This window comes from Halomonas sp. MCCC 1A13316 (assembly GCF_014931605.1).
Classification (GTDB): domain Bacteria; phylum Pseudomonadota; class Gammaproteobacteria; order Pseudomonadales; family Halomonadaceae; genus Halomonas.
This window is the reverse complement of the sequence record NZ_CP053382.1, coordinates 3,659,177-3,680,540: the sequence shown is the minus strand read 5'-3', so window position 1 is coordinate 3,680,540 and position 21,364 is coordinate 3,659,177. Positions and strand designations below refer to the sequence as shown.

The 21,364-nt window shown below is 59.0% G+C and carries 23 protein-coding genes and 3 pseudogenes; 10 read left to right on the top strand and 16 right to left on the bottom strand.

The genetic code is table 11. From position 1 onward, the window contains the following. The first annotated feature begins 18 nt into the window (after window positions 1-18). Window positions 19-765 carry a FadR/GntR family transcriptional regulator gene (locus tag HNO52_RS16990; protein WP_197566415.1) on the top strand — a complete coding sequence of 249 codons (747 nt, stop codon included), beginning with the start codon at window positions 19-21 and terminating at the stop codon, window positions 763-765. 19 nt (window positions 766-784) lie between these two features. On the opposite strand, the gene HNO52_RS16985 is transcribed toward HNO52_RS16990, so the two are convergent. From HNO52_RS16985 to HNO52_RS16975, 3 genes are read right to left on the bottom strand one after another with little or no spacing between them, the layout of a single operon-like run. Continuing rightward, entirely contained in the window at window positions 785-2,044 is a 1,260-nt protein-coding gene (locus HNO52_RS16985) for an allantoate amidohydrolase (RefSeq protein ID WP_197566414.1), read from the bottom strand. 14 nt (window positions 2,045-2,058) lie between these two features. Next, window positions 2,059-2,760 carry a DUF1028 domain-containing protein gene (locus HNO52_RS16980; RefSeq protein WP_197566413.1) on the bottom strand — a complete coding sequence of 234 codons (702 nt, stop codon included), beginning with the start codon at window positions 2,758-2,760 and terminating at the stop codon, window positions 2,059-2,061. A gap of 8 nt (window positions 2,761-2,768) precedes the next feature. Further along, window positions 2,769-4,160, bottom strand: a complete 1,392-nt coding sequence (locus HNO52_RS16975) for a YfcC family protein (RefSeq protein ID WP_197566412.1) — start codon at window positions 4,158-4,160, stop codon at window positions 2,769-2,771. A 223-nt stretch (window positions 4,161-4,383) separates the two neighbouring features. On the opposite strand from HNO52_RS16975, the gene HNO52_RS16970 reads away from it, so the two are divergent. Beyond that, window positions 4,384-4,704, top strand: a complete 321-nt coding sequence (locus tag HNO52_RS16970; protein ID WP_332107642.1) for a helix-turn-helix domain-containing protein — start codon at window positions 4,384-4,386, stop codon at window positions 4,702-4,704. A 246-nt stretch (window positions 4,705-4,950) separates the two neighbouring features. Here the strand turns inward: HNO52_RS16970 and HNO52_RS16965 are convergent, their stop codons facing one another. The 3 genes and pseudogenes from HNO52_RS16965 to bfr form a co-directional block, all read right to left on the bottom strand. Next, entirely contained in the window at window positions 4,951-5,361 is a 411-nt protein-coding gene (locus HNO52_RS16965) for a VOC family protein (RefSeq protein WP_197566410.1), read from the bottom strand. A 98-nt stretch (window positions 5,362-5,459) separates the two neighbouring features. Next, a complete protein-coding gene (locus HNO52_RS16960; protein WP_197566409.1) occupies window positions 5,460-5,984 on the bottom strand; it encodes a YgjV family protein in 525 nt (174 codons plus the stop codon). Window positions 5,985-6,054: 70 nt separating this feature from the next. Continuing rightward, window positions 6,055-6,523, bottom strand: a pseudogene (gene bfr, locus HNO52_RS16955) (bacterioferritin). A gap of 249 nt (window positions 6,524-6,772) precedes the next feature. Here bfr and nfsA point away from each other — a divergent pair. The 5 genes and pseudogenes from nfsA to HNO52_RS21135 all read left to right on the top strand — a co-directional run. Then, a complete protein-coding gene (gene nfsA / locus HNO52_RS16950; protein ID WP_197566408.1) occupies window positions 6,773-7,504 on the top strand; it encodes an oxygen-insensitive NADPH nitroreductase in 732 nt (243 codons plus the stop codon). Between the two features lie 215 nt (window positions 7,505-7,719). Further along, the gene (locus tag HNO52_RS16945) at window positions 7,720-8,151 is read left to right on the top strand and encodes a dienelactone hydrolase family protein (protein WP_197566407.1); all 432 of its coding nucleotides are present in this window, start codon (window positions 7,720-7,722) and stop codon (window positions 8,149-8,151) included. A gap of 61 nt (window positions 8,152-8,212) precedes the next feature. Continuing rightward, on the top strand, window positions 8,213-8,788 hold the full coding sequence (locus tag HNO52_RS16940) for a nucleoside deaminase (protein ID WP_197566406.1): 576 nt from the start codon (window positions 8,213-8,215) through the stop codon (window positions 8,786-8,788). Continuing rightward, a complete protein-coding gene (locus HNO52_RS16935; RefSeq protein ID WP_197566405.1) occupies window positions 8,785-9,273 on the top strand; it encodes a metallophosphoesterase family protein in 489 nt (162 codons plus the stop codon). The genes HNO52_RS16940 and HNO52_RS16935 overlap by 4 nt, the downstream gene beginning before the upstream one ends. Window positions 9,274-9,370: 97 nt before the next feature. Further along, window positions 9,371-9,655, top strand: a pseudogene (locus tag HNO52_RS21135) (AraC family ligand binding domain-containing protein); the annotation flags it as partial. Window positions 9,656-9,736: 81 nt separating this feature from the next. Here the strand turns inward: HNO52_RS21135 and HNO52_RS21130 are convergent. Further along, window positions 9,737-9,895 (bottom strand): annotated as a pseudogene (locus tag HNO52_RS21130) (response regulator); the annotation flags it as partial. A 164-nt stretch (window positions 9,896-10,059) separates the two neighbouring features. Here HNO52_RS21130 and HNO52_RS16925 point away from each other — a divergent pair. Further along, on the top strand, window positions 10,060-10,275 hold the full coding sequence (locus HNO52_RS16925) for a hypervirulence associated TUDOR domain-containing protein (RefSeq protein WP_197566403.1): 216 nt from the start codon (window positions 10,060-10,062) through the stop codon (window positions 10,273-10,275). Here the strand turns inward: HNO52_RS16925 and HNO52_RS16920 are convergent, their stop codons facing one another. The 9 genes from HNO52_RS16920 to HNO52_RS16880 all read right to left on the bottom strand — a co-directional run bounded on the left by HNO52_RS16920 (window position 10,276) and on the right by HNO52_RS16880 (window position 19,650). Then, window positions 10,276-11,460, bottom strand: coding sequence for an MFS transporter (locus HNO52_RS16920; protein WP_197566402.1), 1,185 nt, complete (start codon window positions 11,458-11,460; stop codon window positions 10,276-10,278). A gap of 314 nt (window positions 11,461-11,774) precedes the next feature. Then, complete coding sequence (locus HNO52_RS16915; protein WP_197566401.1) at window positions 11,775-13,349, bottom strand: BCCT family transporter; 1,575 nt, start codon at window positions 13,347-13,349, stop codon at window positions 11,775-11,777. Window positions 13,350-13,427: 78 nt separating this feature from the next. Continuing rightward, window positions 13,428-14,288 carry a bifunctional methylenetetrahydrofolate dehydrogenase/methenyltetrahydrofolate cyclohydrolase FolD gene (gene folD, locus HNO52_RS16910; protein ID WP_197569276.1) on the bottom strand — a complete coding sequence of 287 codons (861 nt, stop codon included), beginning with the start codon at window positions 14,286-14,288 and terminating at the stop codon, window positions 13,428-13,430. A 14-nt stretch (window positions 14,289-14,302) separates the two neighbouring features. Beyond that, window positions 14,303-15,178, bottom strand: a complete 876-nt coding sequence (gene purU, locus HNO52_RS16905; RefSeq protein ID WP_197566400.1) for a formyltetrahydrofolate deformylase — start codon at window positions 15,176-15,178, stop codon at window positions 14,303-14,305. A 142-nt stretch (window positions 15,179-15,320) separates the two neighbouring features. Continuing rightward, window positions 15,321-15,797, bottom strand: a complete 477-nt coding sequence (locus HNO52_RS16900) for a methylenetetrahydrofolate reductase C-terminal domain-containing protein (RefSeq protein ID WP_197566399.1) — start codon at window positions 15,795-15,797, stop codon at window positions 15,321-15,323. A gap of 202 nt (window positions 15,798-15,999) precedes the next feature. After that, entirely contained in the window at window positions 16,000-17,169 is a 1,170-nt protein-coding gene (locus HNO52_RS16895) for a glycine cleavage T C-terminal barrel domain-containing protein (protein WP_232090362.1), read from the bottom strand. A gap of 310 nt (window positions 17,170-17,479) precedes the next feature. Beyond that, window positions 17,480-17,971 (bottom strand): Lrp/AsnC family transcriptional regulator, encoded by a 492-nt coding sequence (locus HNO52_RS16890; protein WP_197566398.1) that lies wholly within the window; start codon window positions 17,969-17,971, stop codon window positions 17,480-17,482. Window positions 17,972-18,049: 78 nt separating this feature from the next. Further along, window positions 18,050-18,223, bottom strand: a complete 174-nt coding sequence (locus HNO52_RS21505; protein WP_197566397.1) for a BCCT family transporter — start codon at window positions 18,221-18,223, stop codon at window positions 18,050-18,052. Then, window positions 18,220-19,650: a dihydrolipoyl dehydrogenase gene (locus HNO52_RS16880; RefSeq protein WP_197566396.1), complete on the bottom strand. Its 1,431-nt coding sequence runs from the start codon at window positions 19,648-19,650 to the stop codon at window positions 18,220-18,222. Before HNO52_RS16880 ends, HNO52_RS21505 begins: the two co-directional genes overlap by 4 nt. A gap of 419 nt (window positions 19,651-20,069) precedes the next feature. Here HNO52_RS16880 and HNO52_RS16875 point away from each other — a divergent pair, with 419 nt between their 5' ends. Both HNO52_RS16875 and HNO52_RS16870 read left to right on the top strand, forming a co-directional pair. Beyond that, window positions 20,070-20,513 carry an OsmC family protein gene (locus tag HNO52_RS16875; RefSeq protein ID WP_197566395.1) on the top strand — a complete coding sequence of 148 codons (444 nt, stop codon included), beginning with the start codon at window positions 20,070-20,072 and terminating at the stop codon, window positions 20,511-20,513. 34 nt (window positions 20,514-20,547) lie between these two features. Beyond that, the gene (locus tag HNO52_RS16870) at window positions 20,548-21,348 is read left to right on the top strand and encodes an enoyl-CoA hydratase (RefSeq protein WP_197566394.1); all 801 of its coding nucleotides are present in this window, start codon (window positions 20,548-20,550) and stop codon (window positions 21,346-21,348) included. The last annotated feature ends 16 nt before the right edge of the window (window positions 21,349-21,364 follow it).

The window sequence follows — 21,364 nt, the reverse complement described above, 5'->3', positions numbered from 1 at the left end:
TGTTGCAAGAGAGAAGCAATGGCTGGTTCTGCATCGCGTCGCCTGCCCTACCATGTCGCGGATACCATCAAGGGCTGGATCGTGGAACGTCAGTTGGTGCCGGGCGATCGCCTGCCCAGCGAGGCCGAGCTGATGGAGACCTTGGGCGTCTCCAAGGGCACCATTCGCGAGAGCACGCGGGTGCTGGAAGCGCAGGGATTGGTGGTGACGCGTACCGGCCCGGGGGGCGGCGTTTTCGTCTGTCGTATGAGCGAGGCCAAGGCGACCTCGCTGCTCAGTCACTATTTCTATTTCCAGGACATCTCGATTCGGGACATCTACCAGATCCGCCTGGCGCTGGAGCCCGAACTCGCCGCTTCGCTGGCCGGCAAGGTCGGTGCCGACGATCTGGCTCGCCTGCGTGAAAGCCTGCACACCTACGCCACGCCGGCGCCCGACCTGGAGATCGAGCGCCAGCAGCATATCGACTCGCTGCGTTTCCATGAAATGCTGGCCGAGCTGGCGGGGGGCAATCCGCTGCTGTCGTTCATCATCCGCTTCACCGTGCAGGTGCTCTCCGACCTGACCGTCTATCGTCGGCTCTACGAGCCAGGGGACCACCAGATCGGTCCCACCGGCTGCCAGTATCACGCGCGGCTGCTGGATGCCATCGAAGCGGGCGATGCCGAGCTGGCCCGCGAACTCATGCGGGAACACATGCTCTCGGCACAGGCGGTAATGAACGACAACGAGGCCCAGGTCCGGCGCGGCTTCCTGACCGACTGACACCGCGCCTTGCCTGAGGTCAGTTCCTGCCGCACGCTTGCGATCCCAGATTGGTGAGGAAGCGCATCAGCACACGGGTCGCGCGGTCGGCATCCTCGATGCTGATGGCTTCGTCCGGGTGATGGCTCAGACCGTCCTTGCAGCGCACGAAGAGCATGCCGATATCGGTGAGGTCGTGCATGGCCAGGCCGTCGTGGCCGGCACCGCTGAACATGCGTTCAGCGGGTTCACCGCATTCCTCGCAAGCGCCTTCCAAGGCTTCGATCAGCCATTCGGCGCATGCCACCGCTTCGGCCTGGTAGGTAGGCTCGCTCGACAGCTCGAGCCCGCGCGCCTGGGCAAGCCGCTGGCAGGCATCCAGGATTCCCTGGCGCCCCTGCTTGCGCACTGCGGCGACGGGGGAGCGCAGTTCCAGCGTGAAGTTCACCTCGGCGGGAATCACGTTAACGGCATTGGGCCTGACTTCCAGCTTTCCGACCACGCCAACGAAGTCCTGGGTGGCGTTCAGTATCCTGTCCGCTTCCACCACCATCTCGGCCGCACCCACCAGGGCGTCGCGACGGCCCGGCATCGGCGTGGTGCCGGCGTGGCCGGCCTTGCCGCGCACGCACATGCGATGGCGCTCGATCCCGGTCAGCGCGGTGACGACACCCACCGCCTGGTCGCGCTGTTCCAGCACCGGGCCTTGCTCGATATGCACCTCGACGAAGCCGATGACCGACTCGGGCCTGCGCGCCAGATGAGGAATATTGCGCGGGTTGCTGCCGAAAGTCTCAAGGGCCTCGCCGAGTGAAACGCCCTCGGCGTCGCGCGCTTCCAGGCTCGCGGGGTCGAAGGTGCCGGCCAGGGCGCGGCTGCCGATCAGGGTCGACTGGAAACGCGTGCCTTCCTCGTCGCCGAAGGCCACCACCTCGATTCCATAGGGCAACTCGATGCCGTCTTCCTTCAGCGCCTGAAGGGCTTGCAGCGGCAGGGCAACGCCCAGCATGCCATCGTACTTGCCCCCCTCGGCGACCGTGTCCTGGTGGGAGCCCATTATCAGACTCTTCTCGCCCGCCATGGCGCGTGCATTGCGCCCCACCAGGTTGCCGGACGCATCGAGCTCTGGAGTGAGCCCGGCCTGGCGCATCCAATCGGCAATCGGCTCCAGTACCGCACGATGCTCGTCGGAACAGAACAGGCGCGTGACGCCCGGGCCGGGCCGGGAGTGGCGCGCGGCTTCGTCCAGGCGCGCCATCAGGTCTCGGCCAAGGGGCGTCTGCGTCGTGGAATCGGTCATGCTTCTCTCCTGAATCAGTGCGTTGGCAGCGAGGCAAGGAAGGCGGAGAACGCCGGGGCGCGCACGCGACGAGCCAGCGCTCGTAGCGCATCGGCGGGGTCGTCGTCCCAGTCCACCCGCAGGTCGATGGGGGCCGTATCGAAGGACTCGATGCGCAGGGCGGCCGAGCGAGTACCGCGGGCGTCACCGCCGACCTGCAAGGCCGTGTCCAGCGACTCGACCAGCGTCTCCAGCAGGTGTGCTTCGTAGCCGTCGTGATAGCGAGGCGTGACGCTCTGCGTCCATACCTCGTCGGGATTGGCGCAGGTCAGCGCCAGAAAGGTCTGCAGCAGTGTCACCACGACCCGCTCATCGGCCAGCATGTTGCCGGCCACCGCTACCGTAGGGCGCAGCTCGGCGCTCACCACCGCGACGTTATCGCTGCCGGAGTGCACCGCGGCCTGGCCGCCGGCATCCATCACCAGGCACTGGCGGCGCGACGCACCGCTGTCCTGCCGGATCACCTTCTGCAGGGCCTCCTTGGCGGTGCAGCGCTGGCCCAGGGCCTGGCGAATACCTTCGGGGTACCAGGGGTTCGTGACCAGCCCCTGGGTGGCGCAAGCGCCCAGGCCACGCCAGGCATGATGCACGTAGCCGCCCACCGCCACGCCGCCGGTGGCCGTCAGCGCGGCGACCATGCCGGTCGCCGGCTGCACGTGAATGAGTGACAAGGTCATGTGGTGGCTCAGTAGCCGACGTAGTGGCCGATGACCAGGCCGACCCAGGCCAGGACATAAACCAGCACCATGAAGGGCAGGATGGCCTTCAGCCACTTCACGTAGGAGACCCGCCCCAGAGCCAGCATGGCCAAGGTGCCGCCGGAAGTGGGCACGATCAGGTTGGTCAGGCCGTCGCCGACCTGGAAGGCGGTGATCATCAACTGGCGGCTCATGCCTACCAGATCGGCCACCGGGATCAATATGGGCATGGTGACCAGCGCCTGCCCGGAGCCGGAAGGCACGAAGAGGTTGATCGCCCCCTGCACCACACTGGCCATGATCGCCGACATGGCGCCGGGAATTCCCTGAATCAGGCCGCTCAGTCCGTGAACGATGGTGTCGATGATCTGGGCCTGGTTGAGAATCACCTGAATGGAGGCGGCCAGGCCGATCACCAGCGCCCCGGCGGTAACCCTGGAGGCACCTTCCATCATTTGAGCGACGATCTCGTTGGCGGTGAGCCCATTGACGATGCCGATCACGATGGCAATCAACAGGAACATGCCGGCAATCTCGTTGATGTACCAACCTTGAGTGAAGACGCCCACCAGCATCGCCGCCAAGCCCAGGATGAACACTGCCAGGGTCATCTTGTTCTGCTTCGTCAACTGGTATTCATCCAGTGACTTGGTCATCGCCTTGGCGTTGTCCGGCTCCTCGAAATCCATCTTGACAACCCACTTGCAGATGTAGAACGAGAGCAGGGCCAGCGAAGAGACCACCAGCAGGGTGCGCAGCCAGGCACCGGAGAAGGTAGGCAGTTCGGCAATGCCCTGGGCCACGCCAACGGTGTAGGGGTTGATCGGTGAGAGGGCAAAACCGATACCGATGCCGCCGACGGCCATGGTGGTGCCGACCAGGCTGGAGCAGCCGATGGCGCTGGCGATCAGCACCGCGATGGGCACCAGGGCGATATTGTTCTCGAAGCCCACTGCCACGCCGAAGAATCCGTAGATGAAGGTGCCGGCGGTAATGATGATGTTGCGTCGTTCGACGCCGACCCGGTTCACCGCTACGCCGATCGCGTTCTCCAGGGCGCCGGTGCGCTGCAGGATATGGAACAAGCCGCCGGCTATGAACACGATGAACAGGTAGAGCGACGCCTCGTTGAGGCCGCGCGGGACCGCCACGAAGATATCGAAGGGCGAGATGGCATCCACATCGGGAAGATAGGTGAAGGACTCCGGCACCACTCGGGTGCGGCCATCCTGCTCGACCCGCTCGTACTCACCTGCCGGCACCACGAAGGTGAGGGCATAGGTGGCCAGTAGAATCAGGAAGATCAAGACCATGGGGTCGGGTACCGTCCGGTACCATTTTTTCTTGCGCTGTGTCAGCGCCTGTTCGGTTGTCTGCATGTCGTTGTCCTTGTTCGCCGGGCGCCGGCGAGGGGAGTACCGACGCATACCATAAAATTTATCATGATAAATTGGCGGGTCAAGGAACGGGGTGAGCTCAAGGACCGCATGCCCGAAGCTCTAGCCTCAAAAAGATAGTGGACCGAGACACTGGCGTTTCATCGCCAACGGCGATAAATTGCAACTTATACGTTGCCTATTTGGTGTCTATGCAACACATGTGATGCTTATGAGGCTTCTCGATCAATACCGTCAAAGGCGACTGACGCTGCACCTCACGCAACAGGACATGGCCGATCGAACCGGCATGGTGCGTCAGCAGTACCAGCGTCTCGAGCAAGGAGGGAACCCCCGCCTGAACTCCCTTGAGCTCGCTGCGGACGGCCTCAATGCCAGGCTGATGCTGATCCCGCTTGAAAAATGGCACGCCGTCCAGTCGTTGTTGAAGGGAGAGACCAGCGAGACCGCTGGCCTCGATGCCGACCCTTGGCAGGGCCTGCTCGGAGACGGCGAACGTGATGAGAGCGAGCGCAATGAAGAATGAGGCGGTCGAAATGCTGCGCCTGAGGCGCGAGTAAGAACCGCTGCCCTACCTGGGCGAACTGATGTTCTGGTGGCTGCTCCAGCCATTGATCGCCGAGCCAGAGCCGCTTGTCAGAATCAGCGATACCCACCGGGAATGGCCCCACCGCCAGCTCGCCCTGACTGAGCGAGGGGCGGGACGTGCTCGAAGAATGAAATATCTGGACAGCCACAGTAACGCTACGGAGTTCGGTGAACCGCCGGATCGTTAATCGTTCGATGGTATTGCAGCCGGATCCATCCAGAATGACTCCCAGACGTGGCCATCGAGGTCCGTCAGGGAGCGACCGTACATGAAACCGTGATCCTGAAGAGGGTTGTTATCCGCCGTGCCGCCATTGGCCGAAGCTGCCTCGCACATGGCATCCACCGCCTCGCGGTTCTCACACGACAGGGCGAGCATCACTTCGCTGGAATCGGCCGGCGGAATCGGGCGGTCGGTGAAGGTGCGCCACTTATCATGGGTGAGCAGCATCACGTGGATCGTCTCGCTCAGCACCATGCCCGCGGCCGTCTCGTCGGTGAAATGCGGATTGTTGGTGAAGCCCAGCGCCTCGTAGAACGCCATCGATTTATGCAGATCGGCAACGGGTAGGTTCACGAAGATCATGCGCGACATAAGAAAACTCCATCGAGTGGTGTAACAGGATTAGTCGATTGTGCTGACTCCTGCTAGTCGATTGAGTCGTGATGTTTTCGACAGTATGTCGCCTCTTCTTATGCCGAACACTGCAACCGTGCGTCTCGCCGCATACGCAGCATGGTGAGCACATTGGTCAGGAAGATCAGGCTCTCGGCAATGGTGCCGCCGATCGAGCCCGCCAGCACGTTGCTGGCAACCCAGCACAGCGCTGCCCCGGCCAGGGCGATGCGCATCGGAATGCCACTCAGCATGAACATGCCGTAGGTGCCGAGCAGGCCTGCAGCCAAGGCCGGAATGTCCCGCGGGCCGCTCCAGGTCAGAGCGGCGACCAAAAGCGTGGCCAGCAGCATGCCGAGCATGATCGCCGGATTGCGCCGAAAGCGGCGCACCAGGGCAATGCGCAGCACGATCAGCGCCGAGATACCCGCGGCCACCCAACTCTCGAAGAGGGCGAACTGCGCGGCGAAGGCGACATTGGCGAACAGCAGCAGCACGAACAGACGGTCGTCGCGCTTGCTGGCGAAGGCCACGATGCACAGGGCAAGCGCCACCAGGCTGACCCCTTGGCCCAGCAGCCATCTCAGGCCGATCTCTTCCATGCGTCATTCCATTATCGAGCTAATAAGTCACACGAGCTTAGCATGGCAATCTCGACCGGGCGTCCTGGGCTCACATCTGGGAGAGCAGGTAGTTCGGCTTGCCCAGCATCTTGATCAACCGTAGCTGCTGCTCGAGCCAGTAGGCATGGTCTTCTTCGGTGTCTGCCAGCAGTCCCAGCAGTACGTTGCGGGTCTGGAAGTCCCGCTCCTGCTCGCAAAGGGCGATGCCTTCCTTCAGGGCATCACCCCACTTCGTATTCGAGCTGAAGGTCATTGCCGAGCATTTCCTCTACGTCCTGGCCGATGCGCACCGGGGTACGGGTATGCATGTCGGGCTTGCCTTCCAGGAACAGAATCCGCTCGATCAGCTGCTTGGCATGCCCCTTTTCGTCGTCGAATTCGTGGGCGATGCGCTCATAGAGCTTGGTGAGCCCCCAGTCAGCGTACATTTCGGAGTGGATGAAGTACTGGTCCATGGCGGCGAGTTCCGCTGCCAGCAGGCCGTTCAAGGCCTCGATGATGGTCTGTTTGCCTTTCATGCGGTTCCCTGTGTTAACGCAAGAGAGTAGATTGGCTCATCCTAGGGTGAATAGAAGTTATGGTCAATTTTTCCTTTAAATTCAGCTGCTTGATTTTGACTCCGCGTGCGATTCGCATTTGGTTTCCAGGCGCCCGCTAAGGCTCGGCATGGCTTGTCGCATTCGATACTCCAGGGCAGGCCATGCAATGCGCAGGCGAATGAAAGATACTAAGCAGAGTAACGATAGACAGGCATTACGCGAGGCGACATGAATTCCACCATCGAACTGCTGAAATCCCACCGCTCGATTCGCAAATTCACCGACCGGAAGATCCCGCACGAGCTGCTGCTGGATCTGATTCGAGCAGGCCAGGCTGCGGCGACCTCCAGCCACGTACAAGCCTACACCGTCATTCACGTAAAGGACCCTGCTAACCGCGAGAAGATCGCCGAGCTGGCCGGCGGCCAGGCGTATGTCGCCACCGCCTCCGATTTCCTGGTGTTCTGCGCCGACATGAAACGTCCTACCGAGGCCTCCGAGCGCACCGGTGCCAACGTCGTGCGCGGCATGACCGAGCAACTGGTGGTGGCCAGCGTGGATACCGCACTGATGGCCCAGAACGTCGCCATCGCCGCCGAATCCGAGGGGCTCGGCATCTGCTACATCGGGGGTATTCGCAACAATCCTCAGGCCATCAGCGACCTGCTGCACCTGCCGGAGCACGTTTTCCCGGTGTTCGGCATGTGCCTCGGCTATCCGGCCATCGATCCGGACGTCAAACCGCGCCTGCCGGTAGACGCTATCCTCAAGGAGGATTACTACACCGACGACAGGGAGCAGGTGGCGGCCTTCGACGAGGCCATGCAGGCCTACTACAGCGAACGTAAGGGTGGCAACAAGGACAGTAACTGGTCGCGCAACCTCACTCCGCTGTTCGACAGCAAGCTGCGCGCCCATATGCGCGAGTTCCTGACCAAGCGCGGTTTCGAGATGAAGTGATTAGGTGAAGTTCATGCAGAAATGGATCGCTATCGGTATGGAACGACGCGAATCATGCACGAGAGAACCGAATGGCTGAGATCGTATTGTTTCATCACGCCCTAGGGCTGACTCCTGGTGTCGTCGCATAAGCCGACAGGTTGCGGCGGGCCGGGCACGAAGCGCATATACTCGATCTTTTCGGTAGGCGTACTTTCGACAGTATCGAGTGCGGTATGGGATTCGTTGAAGAGCTTGGGTTTGGTGAAGTGATCGAACGTGGGGAGCGAGCGGTAGACGGGCTGTCGAATGATCTCGTCTACGCCGGGATTTCTCTCGGCGTGCTCCCGGCCCAGAAGCTTGCCCAAACCCGAGCCGGTGCGCGTGGTGCCCTATTATTCGATTTCTGCGTACCTGTTTCGGAGTTCGGGCCCGCTTGGCCCAAAAACGTGCCCGTGCAGATCCATGCCATGGATACCGATCCGATTTTTGTTGGCGAGGGGGACATAGATGCCGCCCAATCGCTCGCCGAAGCCGTCAAGGAGTCAGAGTTGTTCCTCTACTCGGGTAATCAACATTTTTTTACCGACAGCTCTCCGGGTTCGTATGATGCCGAGGCAACGGCTCTCATGCTTGAGCGAGTATTGACGTTCCTGGCTGCACGTTAACGGAATGATTTCGGGCCGGACGGTTCGAGCTTTACCCATCGACCGGAGCATCGGAGACATCATGGAAACCCTGTTGAGTTCACGCTCGGAAGTGACGGAGGCAGCCTTGGCCGCCATCGCGCACATGCCCACCGCCAGCCTGCCGGTATTGATGGACGATGCGTTCGCCCAACGCCTGACCGATGCCGACCTCATGCGGATCGCGGTACTGCTGGCGCAGAAGAGCCATGACGAAGGCGGCTGCCCCATCGGCGCGGTGATCGTCGACAACGCTACGCGCCGGATCCTCGGCAAGGGGCACAATACCCTGGTACAGGAGAATCACCCCTATAACCACGGGGAGACCTCCGCCATTCGCGATGCCGGCCGCTGCGACTTCAGCCGGGCCACGCTCTTCACCACGCTGAGCCCCTGCGAGATCTGCGCGACCCTGCTCCACATGAGGGGCTTCGCTCGGGTGGTGGTGGGTGACGTGACCAATGCCTCGGGTACGGAAACGCTGCTGCGCGACAAGGGCATTCAGGTAGATATCCTGGAAGATTCGCACGGTATCGAACTCTATGCTCGCTTCCGTGCCGAGCGGCCCGAGCTGGACCTCGAAGACTGGAAGGGCGTGAGAGCCACACGTGAGCCATGACGTCCCCGATCACCACCGAGCTGCCGATCGGCATCATCAGCGATACCCACGGGCTGCTGCGCCCCGAGGCGCTCACGCTGCTGGAGGGCTGCGAACTCATCCTGCATCTGGGCGACGTGGGCAGTCGGGACGAGGACGCCACTATCCTCGAGCGGCTGGCGGAGTTGGCGCCGGTGAAGGCGATACGCGGCAATATCGACACCGCCCCCTGGGCCGAGGCGCTGCCACTGAAGCGGGACCTCACGGTCAACGGCTGGCACCTGCACCTGGTGCATATCCTGCAGGATTTCGACCCAGCCACCCCCTGCGACGCCGTGCTCCACGGCCACTCCCACAAGCCGCGCCACGAATGGCAGGGCAGCCAACTGCTGTTCAACCCCGGTGCAGCAGGCAAGCGACGCTTCCGTCTACCCATCACCCTGGGCAAACTCTGGGCCGACGAGCGCGGGCTGCGTGGCGCTATTCTGCATCTTCCGCTCCGCTGAGCCAGGCATGGGGCAAGCCGTTTTCTGCAATAATACCCAAGCCTTCCCCTGAGGCTCGGCTTACGCTATCCCTGTATGGCGTTCAGGGAGGCGCGACATGGCCAGGCAATCCAGCCGGTTCGACTACTATAAGAGCCGACAGATACCCGAGCTCACGGTGCTCCAGGCGTCGCTGAGCGACTTCTGCTACGACCGCCATGCCCACGAGGAGTACGCCTTCGGCGTGACCCTCTACGGGCGGCAGGACTTCTTCAGTGGCGGTGAGTTTCACCGCAGCCCGCCGGGCAACGTCATCCAGTTCAATCCCGAGCAGGTGCATGACGGTCACCCGGGCGACGACAACAGGCTGGGCTACGTGATGCTCTACGTGCCTGCCGAGCAGCTCGAAGCCTCGTTCGCCGACGCGGCCGGGCACCTCGAAGCCATCCAGCCGTGGCAGCAGTACGTCGAACAGGATCAGGTCGAAACGCTGGCTGAGTGCCGTCAGCAGCCCGTCTTCCCCCGCATAGCACTGCTGCGTCTCGAAACCGTTGCCTTCCAACAGTCGGGAGATCTGGCCGTTCAGCGTTTTGTCGTCTTCTACGACCAGCACGCGAGGCAGGCACGGGGTGATCGGGGCCATGGCTCATCCATTCTTAAATGAAAGTTATTGTCATATGCGCATGAGATTGCAATGGACAAGCGCGATAGTAGGCTGCCGACATCGGCGCGCCGACGACATTCGAGCCATCGAAGCCTGGGCGTGCTTCAGTTCGTCTAATCAATTCAACAGGTGTGAGGTGAACCATGGTCAAGCGCTTCAAGGTGGGAGATCACGTCAGCTGGAACTCCGAGGCGGGGCAGGTAAGCGGCAAGATCATCAAGGTTCATACCCAGGACACGGAGTACAAGGGGCACAAGCGCCATGCGAGTGAGGACGAGCCGCAATACGAGATCAAGAGCGACAAGACCGATCACATCGCCATGCACAAGGATTCGGCGCTCTCCAAGCTAGACGACTAGCTAGCCGGGGGTGCGCTCATCGACAGCGGCTCTCTCCTTCAGCAGCCAGGTCCCTAGCCCGGCGACGGCGAGCCCCAGGGTGGCGAAGAACATGAAGGTGGCGGCATGGCCTTCGGTACCGACGAGCCAGCCTGCCAGTGGTGAGCCGGCGACCTGGCCGACCGAGGTGGCCAGCAGTGGAAGCACCGGGGCGAAGGCGGGCGCGTCGGCCATGATTTCAACGCTCCTGACCAGGTGGAACCCGGTAAGGATCATGTACCCGGCGCCGAACAGAGCCGCCGATGACATGGCGAGGACGAAGTTGCTGGGATGCAGGGCCAGCAGCGCTAGGCTGGCGGCCATCACCGTGATGCCTGTCATATGGCTGATGAGCGATCCGAAGCGCGAGATGAGATCACCAGCGCTGCCACCCACTAGCCCACCGAGGCCGACTGCCAGCCACATCCAAGCGGTCTTGCTCGACGCCAACCCTCCGGCGGTGATTACCGCATCGGGGGCAAACACCCAATAGGCTGCGCTAACGCACCCCATCCCGGCGGCCAAGCCGCTTAGCCGGATGATTCTCAACCACTGCTTGCGACTGCGAGGAAGGGCTGCTGAACGGGGCCGTGATGAAGAGGTAGAGCGCTTGCCCCGGGGAAGGTAGAAGTAAGCCGTCAAGGCAGCCAGTGCCGCCAGCGCAGCGAAGCCGGTATATGCACTTCGCCAGGCTTGCGCCCAAATAAGCACCGCGGGCATGGCGAGCGCGATCCCAACGCTCGTACCTGCATTGATGGTGGCATTGACCCGTCCGCGCAGCCCGGGCGGAACGACGCGGGACACAGCCTCGGCCATCGCCGGTGAGGAGAGGCCGGTACTGATGCCGCAGACCAGCACGCCAGCGGCCAGCAGTAGCGATGAAGGTGCCAGGGCGATCGTCATCAGCCCGACCCCGGCCAGGCCAGCCGCCGCGGCTCCGGCGTGCCGAACCCCGAGGCTCCGAGTCACCCAAGGGGCCGCAAGAATCGCAAAAACGAAGCTAAGGAAGGGCAGGGCGCCGATCACACCCGCCATGGTGGAGGAAATCGTCAGCTCCTCGCGCATCGAAGGCAGGAACAGCCCGAATACGAAGCGGGCCAGGCCATAGGTGATGGCAATTACCCCACTGCCGAGGGTCGCCATGCCGAGTGGAGTAAGGCGCTTCATAGAGCCTCGCTCCGAATTGCGGCGTGCCTTCGCTGACCTTGAGGCATGTCGTCTTCCAAAATACCCAACATGCCTATCTTGAAGCTCTGGATCATCCTTCAGGTTTTTAGCCTGTGTTCAGGTCTGGACATGGTTTTCAACCTCCTGTCGAAAACGGTGCGGCGAATAGGCCAGTACCTCGGTAGTGCCGAGCATTCCGGAATCAGCCTAGCTACCCGGAGCATGCTCGGCAAATGAAGCTCGCGTGAGAATCCGCTTCGCAAGAAATTGACGCCCCCGGAAGGGGGCGTCATAGGGTGGGTTAAAGCCGTGTATCAGGTCGCGCCCGCAAGCACCAGATCGCGATGTTCCTGGCGCAGGCTCTTTACCAGGCCCACGCACATCACCAGCAAGACCAGGGAGAAAGGCAGGCCAGTGGCCACGGCGCCGGCCTGAAGGGCGCCGAGTGCGGCGTCGCCGCCGCCGTATAGCAGTATTCCGGCGATCACTCCTTCCAAGGTGGCCCAGAAGACCCTTTGGCCGCGCGGGGCATCGGTCTTGCCGCCAGCCGTGATGCTGTCGATCACCAGCGAGCCGGAATCCGAGGAGGTGACGAAGAAGATCAGCACCAGCAGGATCGCCAGGCTGGAGGTCAGGGTCGTCAGCGGCAGCTGCTCGAGCATGTGGAACATCGCCAGGGAGACGTCGCTGATGCCATTGGCCAGCTCGCCGACGCCGGCCGCGGACTGGGCTAGGGCGGTGCCGCCGAAGGCGCTCATCCAGACGATGGTGACCAGGGTCGGCACCAGCAGCACAGCGGTCAGGAACTCGCGGACCGTGCGCCCGCGCGAGACCCGCGCGATGAACATGCCGACGAAGGGCGACCAGGAGATCCACCAGGCCCAGTAGAACACCGTCCAGCCGTGGTACCAGGTGGTGTCATCGCGGCCGATCCAGCTGGAGAGCGGCACGATATGGCTGGCGTAGGCCAGGGTGGTGTCCCACAGGCCGTTGAGGAACAGCAGGGTTGAGCCGGTCAACACCACGAACAGCAGCAGCAGCAGTGCGAGCACCATGTTGATATTGGAGAACAGCTTCACGCCCCCGTCGATGCCGCGCCACACCGAGAACAGCGCCACCGCTGTGACACCGACGATGATGGCGATCTGGGTGCCGAGGGTGTTGGGCACGTCGAACAGGTAGTTGAGGCCGCCGGCGGCCTGGGAGGCCCCGAAGCCCAGCGAGGTGGCCAGGCCGAAGATGGTCGCCAGTACCGCAGTGATGTCGATCAGGTGGCCGGGCCAGCCACGTACCCGGTTACCCAGCAGCGGGGTGAAGGCCGAGCGCAGGCTCAGCGGTAGCCCACGGTTGTAGGCGAAGAAGGCCAGGGAGAGGCCCACCACGCCGTAGATGGCCCAGGGATGCAGTCCCCAGTGGAACATGGTGGCACCGATGGCGGCACTAGCCCCTTCCGGGGTTCCGGCGGCGGCGTTCAGTGGCGTACCGTACCAGTCAGTGTAATAAGCAACCGGTTCGGCCACGCTCCAGAACATCAGGCCAATGCCCATGCCGGCGGCAAACAACATACTGAACCAGGAGAGCCGCGAATGCTCCGGCCGGGCGTTCTCACCGCCCAGCCGGATGCGCCCCAGGGGCAGCACGATCAGCACCAGGCAGAGCAGCACGAAGATATTGCCGACGATCATGAACAGCCAGTCGAAATGCTCGATGGACCAACCCCGGGCGGCCGTCAACTGAGTGTTGGCAGCGTCGGGATAGATCAGGGCATAGAGGATGAAGGCGATGATCGCCAAGGCAGAGAGGGGAAAGACGGGGTTGTGGAAGTCCAGGCCCAGCACCTGGGTGTTATCATGGCCCGGGGCCATGGTGATTTCGTCGTTGTGGTTCATGCGAGGTCCTCTATTGTTATTGTCGCGTCGCCTGTGAGCGATACTGGACATTCTTGGCGTGTTGGTGAGGTTTAACGATCAGGCCAACTGACACCTTGCTGCACGGGTCGTATTCAAGAGCAGGCAGGCGATCGTCATTGGACCCACGCCACCGGGTACGGGCGTAATTGCACCAGCGACGCGGGCAACCGACTCGAAATGCACATCACCCACGAGCTTTCTCTTGCCGTCGACATCAATGGCGTTAATGCCGACATCGATTATCGTTGCACCTGGCTTGATCCAGTCAGCGTTGATGAACTCCGCGCGGCCGACCGCCGCGACCACAATATCGGCATCGCGGCACAGTGATTCGATGTCCTTGGTTCGTGAATGGGCAATAGTGACAGTGCAGTTTGCCTGTAGGAGCAGTGCAGCCATTGGCTTTCCTACGATATTGGAGCGCCCCACCACTACGACATTCTTGCCACTAAGGTCCGGATGGATCTGGTGCAACATGATCATGCAACCTTGTGGCGTGCACGGCACGAGCAATGGCCGCCCAGAAGCAAGTGCCCCGACGTTTAGTGGGTGAAAGCCATCAACATCTTTAGCTGGATGGATGGAGGCTATCACCACATCCTCATCGAGATGTGATGGAAGCGGCAGTTGCACTAGAATGCCGTGAACCTCGGGATCTTTGTTTAGATGATCAATTAGCTCATTCAGTGTGTTCTGGGAGGTTTCGGCATCAAGGCGGTGCTCAATAGAACCCATTCCCGCCTCTTTCGCCCGCTTCACCTTGTTTCTCACGTACACTTGGCTGGCGGGATCCTCCCCCACCAGCACGACAGCCAGCGTCGGCACTATGTCATGTTCGCCCTTGAGCAGCTCGACTTCAGAGGCAACTTCTTGCAAGATCTGGTTCGAGAGCTTTTTTCCGTCTATTAATTGAGTCATCATGCCCTCTTTTTCTATTTAAAAATAATGGTTTTGTTACCTGAAAGGAATACACGGTTCTCAGTATGCAACTTAACGGCGCTTGCCAGTGCTTTCGTTTCGGTGTCGCGGCCAAGGGCAACAAGTTCATCCGGGTAGTAAGCATGATTAACTGGCAGCACGGCCTGTTCGATAATCGGGCCTTCATCCAGATCCGCGGTCACGTAATGTGCAGTGGCACCGATCAGCTTAACGCCACGCTCAAATGCCTGATGATAAGGCTTGGCCCCTTTGAAGCCGGGCAGAAAGGAGTGATGGATATTAATGGCTCGGCCGTGCAGCTGCTTACATAGACTGTCAGACAAGACTTGCATGTAACGTGCCAGTACCACCAGGTCGGTTCCGGTCTCTTTGATGATGTTGAGCAGCTCGGCTTCCTTTTCCAGTTTGGTTTCTGCTGTCACTGGTAGGTGAACAAAGTGAAAGCCTTCTCGCTCAACTAGTGGTTGAAGATCCAGATGGTTGGATACGACCGCAGTGATATCGATATTAAATTCGCCTTTTCGATAACGGTAAAGAAGATCGACCAGGCAGTGGTCGAACTTGGATACCATGATCAAGACCTTAGTCGGATGGATGACCTCATGCATCGCCCACTCTATGCCATGCTTGTTTGCCAAGTCATTGAATCCAGCGCAGATGTCGTCGAAGGTGTAGCTGGAGTCCGGGGTGATATTGAACAACGTCCGCAAAAAGAACTGTCCACTGATTTTGTCATCAAATTGAGACAGCTCCGCGATATAGCCGCCACGATCTGTAATATAAGATGCGATACCGGCAACGATGCCAGGTGCGGTTTTGCAACTGACAGTGAGGATGTACTGGTTGGAGTAATCCGAAATTTCACTCATGGCAGAAACCTTTGTGTATGGGTATTTTTTGGTTTATTTAGCTGACGGTAACTTGATGTCTTTGGTGTTGTTTTGTTCAAGCGTAAAATGGATTGCATGGCGAGTTATTCACTATTGTGAAGGAACTCCGCATCATAAAGGTTCATCTTGAAGGGTTCTTATGGCCTTGTGTCGAGTTAGACGCGTTACGAGCGACACGCAGCCAGGACGAGGTTCCCTTCTGACGGTGATCAACGGGCAATTGCACTACCTGGATCTTGTCGCCGTCTTTCATCTTCTGGCTTCCATCCCAAGCTTCGACCCAGACACACCGCATCTCCGGATATACCTCACAATTGCCGTTGGTGCGTACCCCACCACAAGGGCCGTTGCGCAATGATTTAGGACAGTTCATGGGGCATGACATCCCGGTAGAGATGAGGACGCACTGACCACACATCTTGCAGTCGAAAAGCAATTCTTTGCTGATCTTTTCCAGTTTGCCCACGGTCTTTTCCGCGCGCTGGTAGCCTACCGAGTTCCAAAGCGGCTGCAAATTGACGACTACCGGTTCGAATAATCTATATACGTGCTCAAGGAATCTCGCGTGCCGCACGGCCCAAAGACGAATGGAATACATATGTCTCTCCTTTCACGGCAGCGCCACTGTAAAGCTGAAAATGGATTCCAGGATCCGTGAAACGCCAACTTGCTTCTTCAGTATCAACAAGGAACTTCACGCCTTGCCAGAGAATACTTCCCAGTACAAGAGGTGGGTAATTATGTCTCTATGGCGCTTCACGAATGCAATTGCTTTGTAAGCCAACCACTAGGCCTGTTATTCAAGCCGATATGGCGATTTTCTTTTTAGGGTCGAAGAATGGCTTTTCGACAACAACAGCCTGCACGGGTCCGGATGCCGTTGGAATTTGCAGTTCGGTGCCGAGCGTGGCATGTTCAGCGGTAACCATGGCCAAGGCAATATTCTGCTCGAGGCGTGGGGAGTAGACCGCAGAGGTCACCTTTCCGACGGTTTCGCCATCTTTGCTAAGCGGCCAGAACCTAGTGTTGGGTTTCTTGAGGGGTGCCATGTCTACCCGCAGCCCGACCTGCTTACGACTCACGCCATTTTCACGGATGCGTTGCAATGCGGCCTTGCCGATAAAATCCGCCTCCATATCCGGTTTCACCAGGCGGTCCATCCCGAGTTCGTAAGGATTGGTGTTGCTGTCCGCGTCAGCGTGATAGGAGAGCATCCCACCTTCGATGCGGCGAATCGTGGAGGTATGACCAGGCTTCAGCCCAAAGGGCGCACCTGCCGCCATGATCTTTTCCCAGAGTTCGTCCCCTCGCGTGCCGTCACGCAGGTAAAGTTCGTAGCCCAGTTCGCTCGACCAGCCGGTGCGCGAGACAATCAGTGGGATGCCATCAAGCTCGATCTCGCGCAACCAGTAGTAGCGCAGGTCCATGATGCTCTCGCCAAAGAGTTTCTTCATCACCTCGCCCGAGTTCGGGCCTTGTAATTGCAGAGGCGAAACATCGGGTTCGCGGATGCTGACATCTAGCCCGGCATGAACCGCAACGCCTTGCGCCCACAATAGGATGTCGCTGTCAGCCAGAGAGATCCAGAAGTGATTCTCTGCCAGCCGTAGCAGGATCGGGTCGTTAAGGATGCCACCGTCCGCATTGGTGATGAGAATATACTTGCACTGTCCAACAGCCATTTCCGACAAGTCACGCGGGGTAAGGCTCTGCACGAATTTCGCTGCATCCGGACCTGTGATTTCGACCTGTCGTTCGCCGGCTACATCGCAAAGGATGGCCTCATTCACGAGATTCCAGAAATTCTGCTCCGGATCCCCGAAATCACGCGGAATATACATATGGTTGTATACTGAAAACCCTTTTGCTCCCCAGCGTACTGTTGCGTCAAAGTAAGGGGACTTTCGAATCTGAGTTCCAAACCCAAAGTCATCTTCTTTTTCTATGCTGATTGAAGTAACGTTTGTCATTGTAATCTCCTTTCGATTCATGATGTAAAATACAAGAGAGTGTCCGTGCTGGCTGGCTTGACAACATCACTATAGACCCACATGGCACTGTGAAACGGTCCAAAATTTCTGTGATTTAAAACTGAACGGACCATTTTCTTTCGCAGCGAAGACCATTTGGTTCGGCTTGCCCGAACAGCGCCTCTTCGTCGATCAAAGCATCTCGGTGACCGCTCGGGTCTCGGTAGCGGTGGCATGCCAGTTGTTTGTCCCCATGGAGAGACTACCGGAGAGATATCTGAGCTTTACGCCGATATCTTTCGCTTCCGGTTCAATCACCTGATTCAGCCATTAAACTGGAAAGTTTGGGCTGAGTCGATTTTATGTCTCTGGTTGCGATGTAAGTCATGTAGCGTTCAATTCCCAGTTCCGCTGAAAGAAGTTCTTCCATTACGCACTGAAAAGCGGAAAGGCTGGGTGCGACTACTTTCAAGACGTAGTCCATGCCACCGCCCGTCGCTATGCATTCGATTATTTCATCTACTTGACCGATATAAGACTCAAAGCGTTCGAAAGCCGATTTTTGATGGCCTTTCAAGGAAATAGTTACAATGACTTTCGAGACATCTACGATTTTATCCAGCGAGATGTCTGCATGATATCCGCGTATCAGGCCGGCTTCCTTTAATCGATTGAATCGAATCCAGCATGGCGTCGGCGAAAGGTTGACCAGTTCGGAAAGTTTGATCTTGCTGAGCTGCCCGTGCTGCTGTACTGCACAAAGAATACGCAAATCTGCAGCATCAATGGTAATTTTCCTCATGTGTTCCCAGCCTTTATAGTGATTCCGCAGGTGGGGCCTTCATCGATTCATGTGGATTTGGCCTAAGCTCAGTTTAGATCATACCGATAAATTTGGCCTCGTGATGGCCGGCTCACCCAGGCGCACGTCCCCGTAACGACTGACCGTCAGGGCAACGAGGAAGATCACTACCTTCAGCCCGATAAGCAGGTACAGCCAACTGAACTGGCCCGTTGCGCTGGGTACCTGAGTGGTGGCAGTTACACTCTTCACTCTTGATGACTCATGTTTTCGGCTGCGTAACGCCTACACTTGTCCCGAGCATTGATCAAGACGTCTCGTAACAGCTCTTCGGCGCTGGGATGGTAAACCGGCATCGACAGGACCTGCTCTGCCGTCATACCGTGTGTGATGGCTAGGGCAAGCAGGTGTGCCAGGTGTTCAGCCTTGTACCCGAGCAGCTCGGCCCCCAGTATCTCGCCGGTTTTCGCGTCCAGGTAGACTTGAATGCGCCCTTGGACCTTGTTCCAAACCACATGGCGAGGACTAGTAAACGGCAGGTCGCCAATGACAATCTCCTGGCCTTCCAGTTGCCGAAAGCTCTGACCGATTATAGCAATCTGAGGATCTGTAAAGGCCACCATCAACGGCGGCCTACGCTGTGCAGGCATCGGGTTCGGGTAGTTCAATGCATTCGCGGCGGCGATACGTCCTTCATCGAAGGCTTCGTGCCACAACGGCAGGTGGTCGGTCACATCGCCGGCTATGAAAATAGGAAGGTTCGAGCAGCGCATCGTCTGCGGGTCGAATGTCACTGCGCCTGCTTCAGTGACTTCCACGCCCGTATGCTGCATACCCAATCGGTCTACATTGGGTATCCTCCCCGTGGCTACCAGTACTCTGTCGAACACCTTGGTGACCCGCTGGCCATTTGATTGCTCAAACTCGATCCAGGCGCCTTCGGCATCCTCCCGTGTGCTCACCACCTGGCCGACGGGATAGATCTCCAGTTCGGTGCAGAAGAGATCGAGCGCTTGCTGCTGCATGGCCGGATGGGTGAGGGCGTTGATCCTTCCGGAGCGGCCGTAAATTGTCGTTTCGACTCCCAGTCGATGGAATGCCTGCCCCAGTTCCAGCGCAATCACTCCTGTACCTATCACGGCTATCGAGCGGGGCAGATCCTCCAGCTCAAAGACAGTATCGCTGGTGAGGACGCGGGCCATTACGGGCTCGAACTCCTCGCTGACAGCAGGCCTGGAGCCGCAGGCGAGGATGAACTTCTTCGCATTGACCTCGACCGCTTCACCCACTCTGAGGCGGCCTGGTCCGATGAACCGGGCGCGCCCCTCAAGCTTATGGTGGGCCGGAATCTTGTCTACATAGCGGAGATTGTTGGCAACAAATCGATTATCTCGCTCTCGGCGCAACCGTTCGAAGACCTTGCGGCCATCCACTCGGCCCGTCGCTGTCACCCCGAAAAACTCACTGGTGTTCAAGTGGTGAGCGTAATCGGCTGCGGTGATCATCAGCTTGCTGGGCATGCAGCCGACTCGAGCACAGGTGGTGCCGTAGGGACCGTCCTGGATCATCACCAGGCTATCGGTCTTACGGCTTATCTTCGAGTAGGCGCCCAGCCCGGCAGTGCCGGCGCCGATGATCGCGTATTCAACATTCAGGGTCTTCATGGAAGATTCGCTCATGCGGCGCCTCATCGTATAGGGTGTTTAATTGTTGAAACGAGTAACTTAGTGGTTGAGAGGTGTCGCGCTTGGCTTCAAACCCTCGCTAAATTCACAAAGGCTGGCGAGGGGATATTTAAAGCTTGTGTTTTTTCAAGTGAAGTAGGTTGAATGTCGACAGCCCAAGGCAGGCTATCCGGAGCCTTACAAGCGGTAAAGCGATAGATTCTAAGCATTTGGGTTATCTTTTCTAACCCATGGGCGGCCTGGCAGTCCGGTGTCGACCCTCGTGGAGGTTGGTAGAACATCCCTTTTGCAATTTTACCAAATTGCAAGTCCTCACGTTAGGCAAGCTAATCCTACTGCTTAGAAATCGTCGCTTTCCAGGCGTTTGCCGCATCACATAGGATTCAGGGATTCGCCGAAAGGGAAGCCTATCCATGTCAGTTCACCAGTCCGCCATCCGTTGGCAGCGAAATCCTCATGAAACCGAGGTCGAAACCTACTCGCGCAAGCACCAAGTCACATTGAATGGTGGCCAGCAGATCAACGTTTCCGCGTCGGTTGAATTCAAAGGGGATTCAAGCTGCGCCGACCCGGAACAGATGCTGGTCAGCGCGGTGTCCAGCTGTCACATGCTGTTTTTTCTGGCAATTGCCGACTTCCAAGGTTATCGAGTCGATTCCTATGACGACAACCCCGTCGGACATTTGGAAAGCAGCGCTAATAAAGGGATGGAGGTGACGCGTATTGTGCTATCGCCGCGCATTACCTTCGGTGGCGATATCATGCCGAATCAGGATGCAATAGCCAGAATCCATGCCTATGCCCATCGTAATTGTTTTATCCGTAACTCTATCACCGCCGAGGTGACGATCAAATGATGTTTAATCAACTATGCCTGGCGGGGAGTAGATTATGAATAACAATCAATCTTCTGAAAGTGTGCTTCTCAGAGAGGATAATGACGGGGCTGTCTATCTCACGTTGAATAGGCCGGATAAGTTCAACACCCTTTCCGAGGCGATGCTGACTGCGTTGCAGCGGGAGCTGGATGCGATCGCCGTCGATCCTGCCGTTCGCTGTGTGGTAATCGGTGGCAAGGGGCGGGGGTTTTGCGCCGGTCACGACCTGAGGGAAATGCGTTCCAATCCTGAACAGTCCTATTACCAGGCGTTGTTTCGTCGTTGCAGCCGAGTGATGCAGAGTATCGTCGCCCTGCCAGTGCCTGTCATCGCCAGCGTCCAGGGTATGGCCACGGCGGCGGGGTGCCAGTTAGTAGCCAGCTGCGACCTCGCCATCGCCGCCCAATCAGCCAGCTTCGCGGTATCGGGCATCAACGTGGGCCTGTTCTGTTCGACCCCCGCCGTGGCGCTGTCGCGCAATATATTCCCCAAGCGGGCGTTCGACATGCTGATATCTGGCCACTTCATCGATGCGGATACGGCATTGGAGTGGGGGCTGTTGAGTGGCGTCACCGACGATGCCGACCTGGACGCTGCCGTGGCCGACAAGGTGGCACAGATCCGGAGCAAGAGCCCCGCGGCGGTGCGTTTCGGAAAGTCCATGTTCCACCCCCAGCGTCAAATGGCCCTCGAGGACGCCTACGACTTTGCCGGCGATGTGATGGCCGAAAACATGTTGAGCGCTGACGCAGGCGAGGGGATCGATGCCTTTCTCTCCAAGCGTAAACCTATCTGGGAACAGCCAGGCCGCTAGCTTCACTACACGTCAT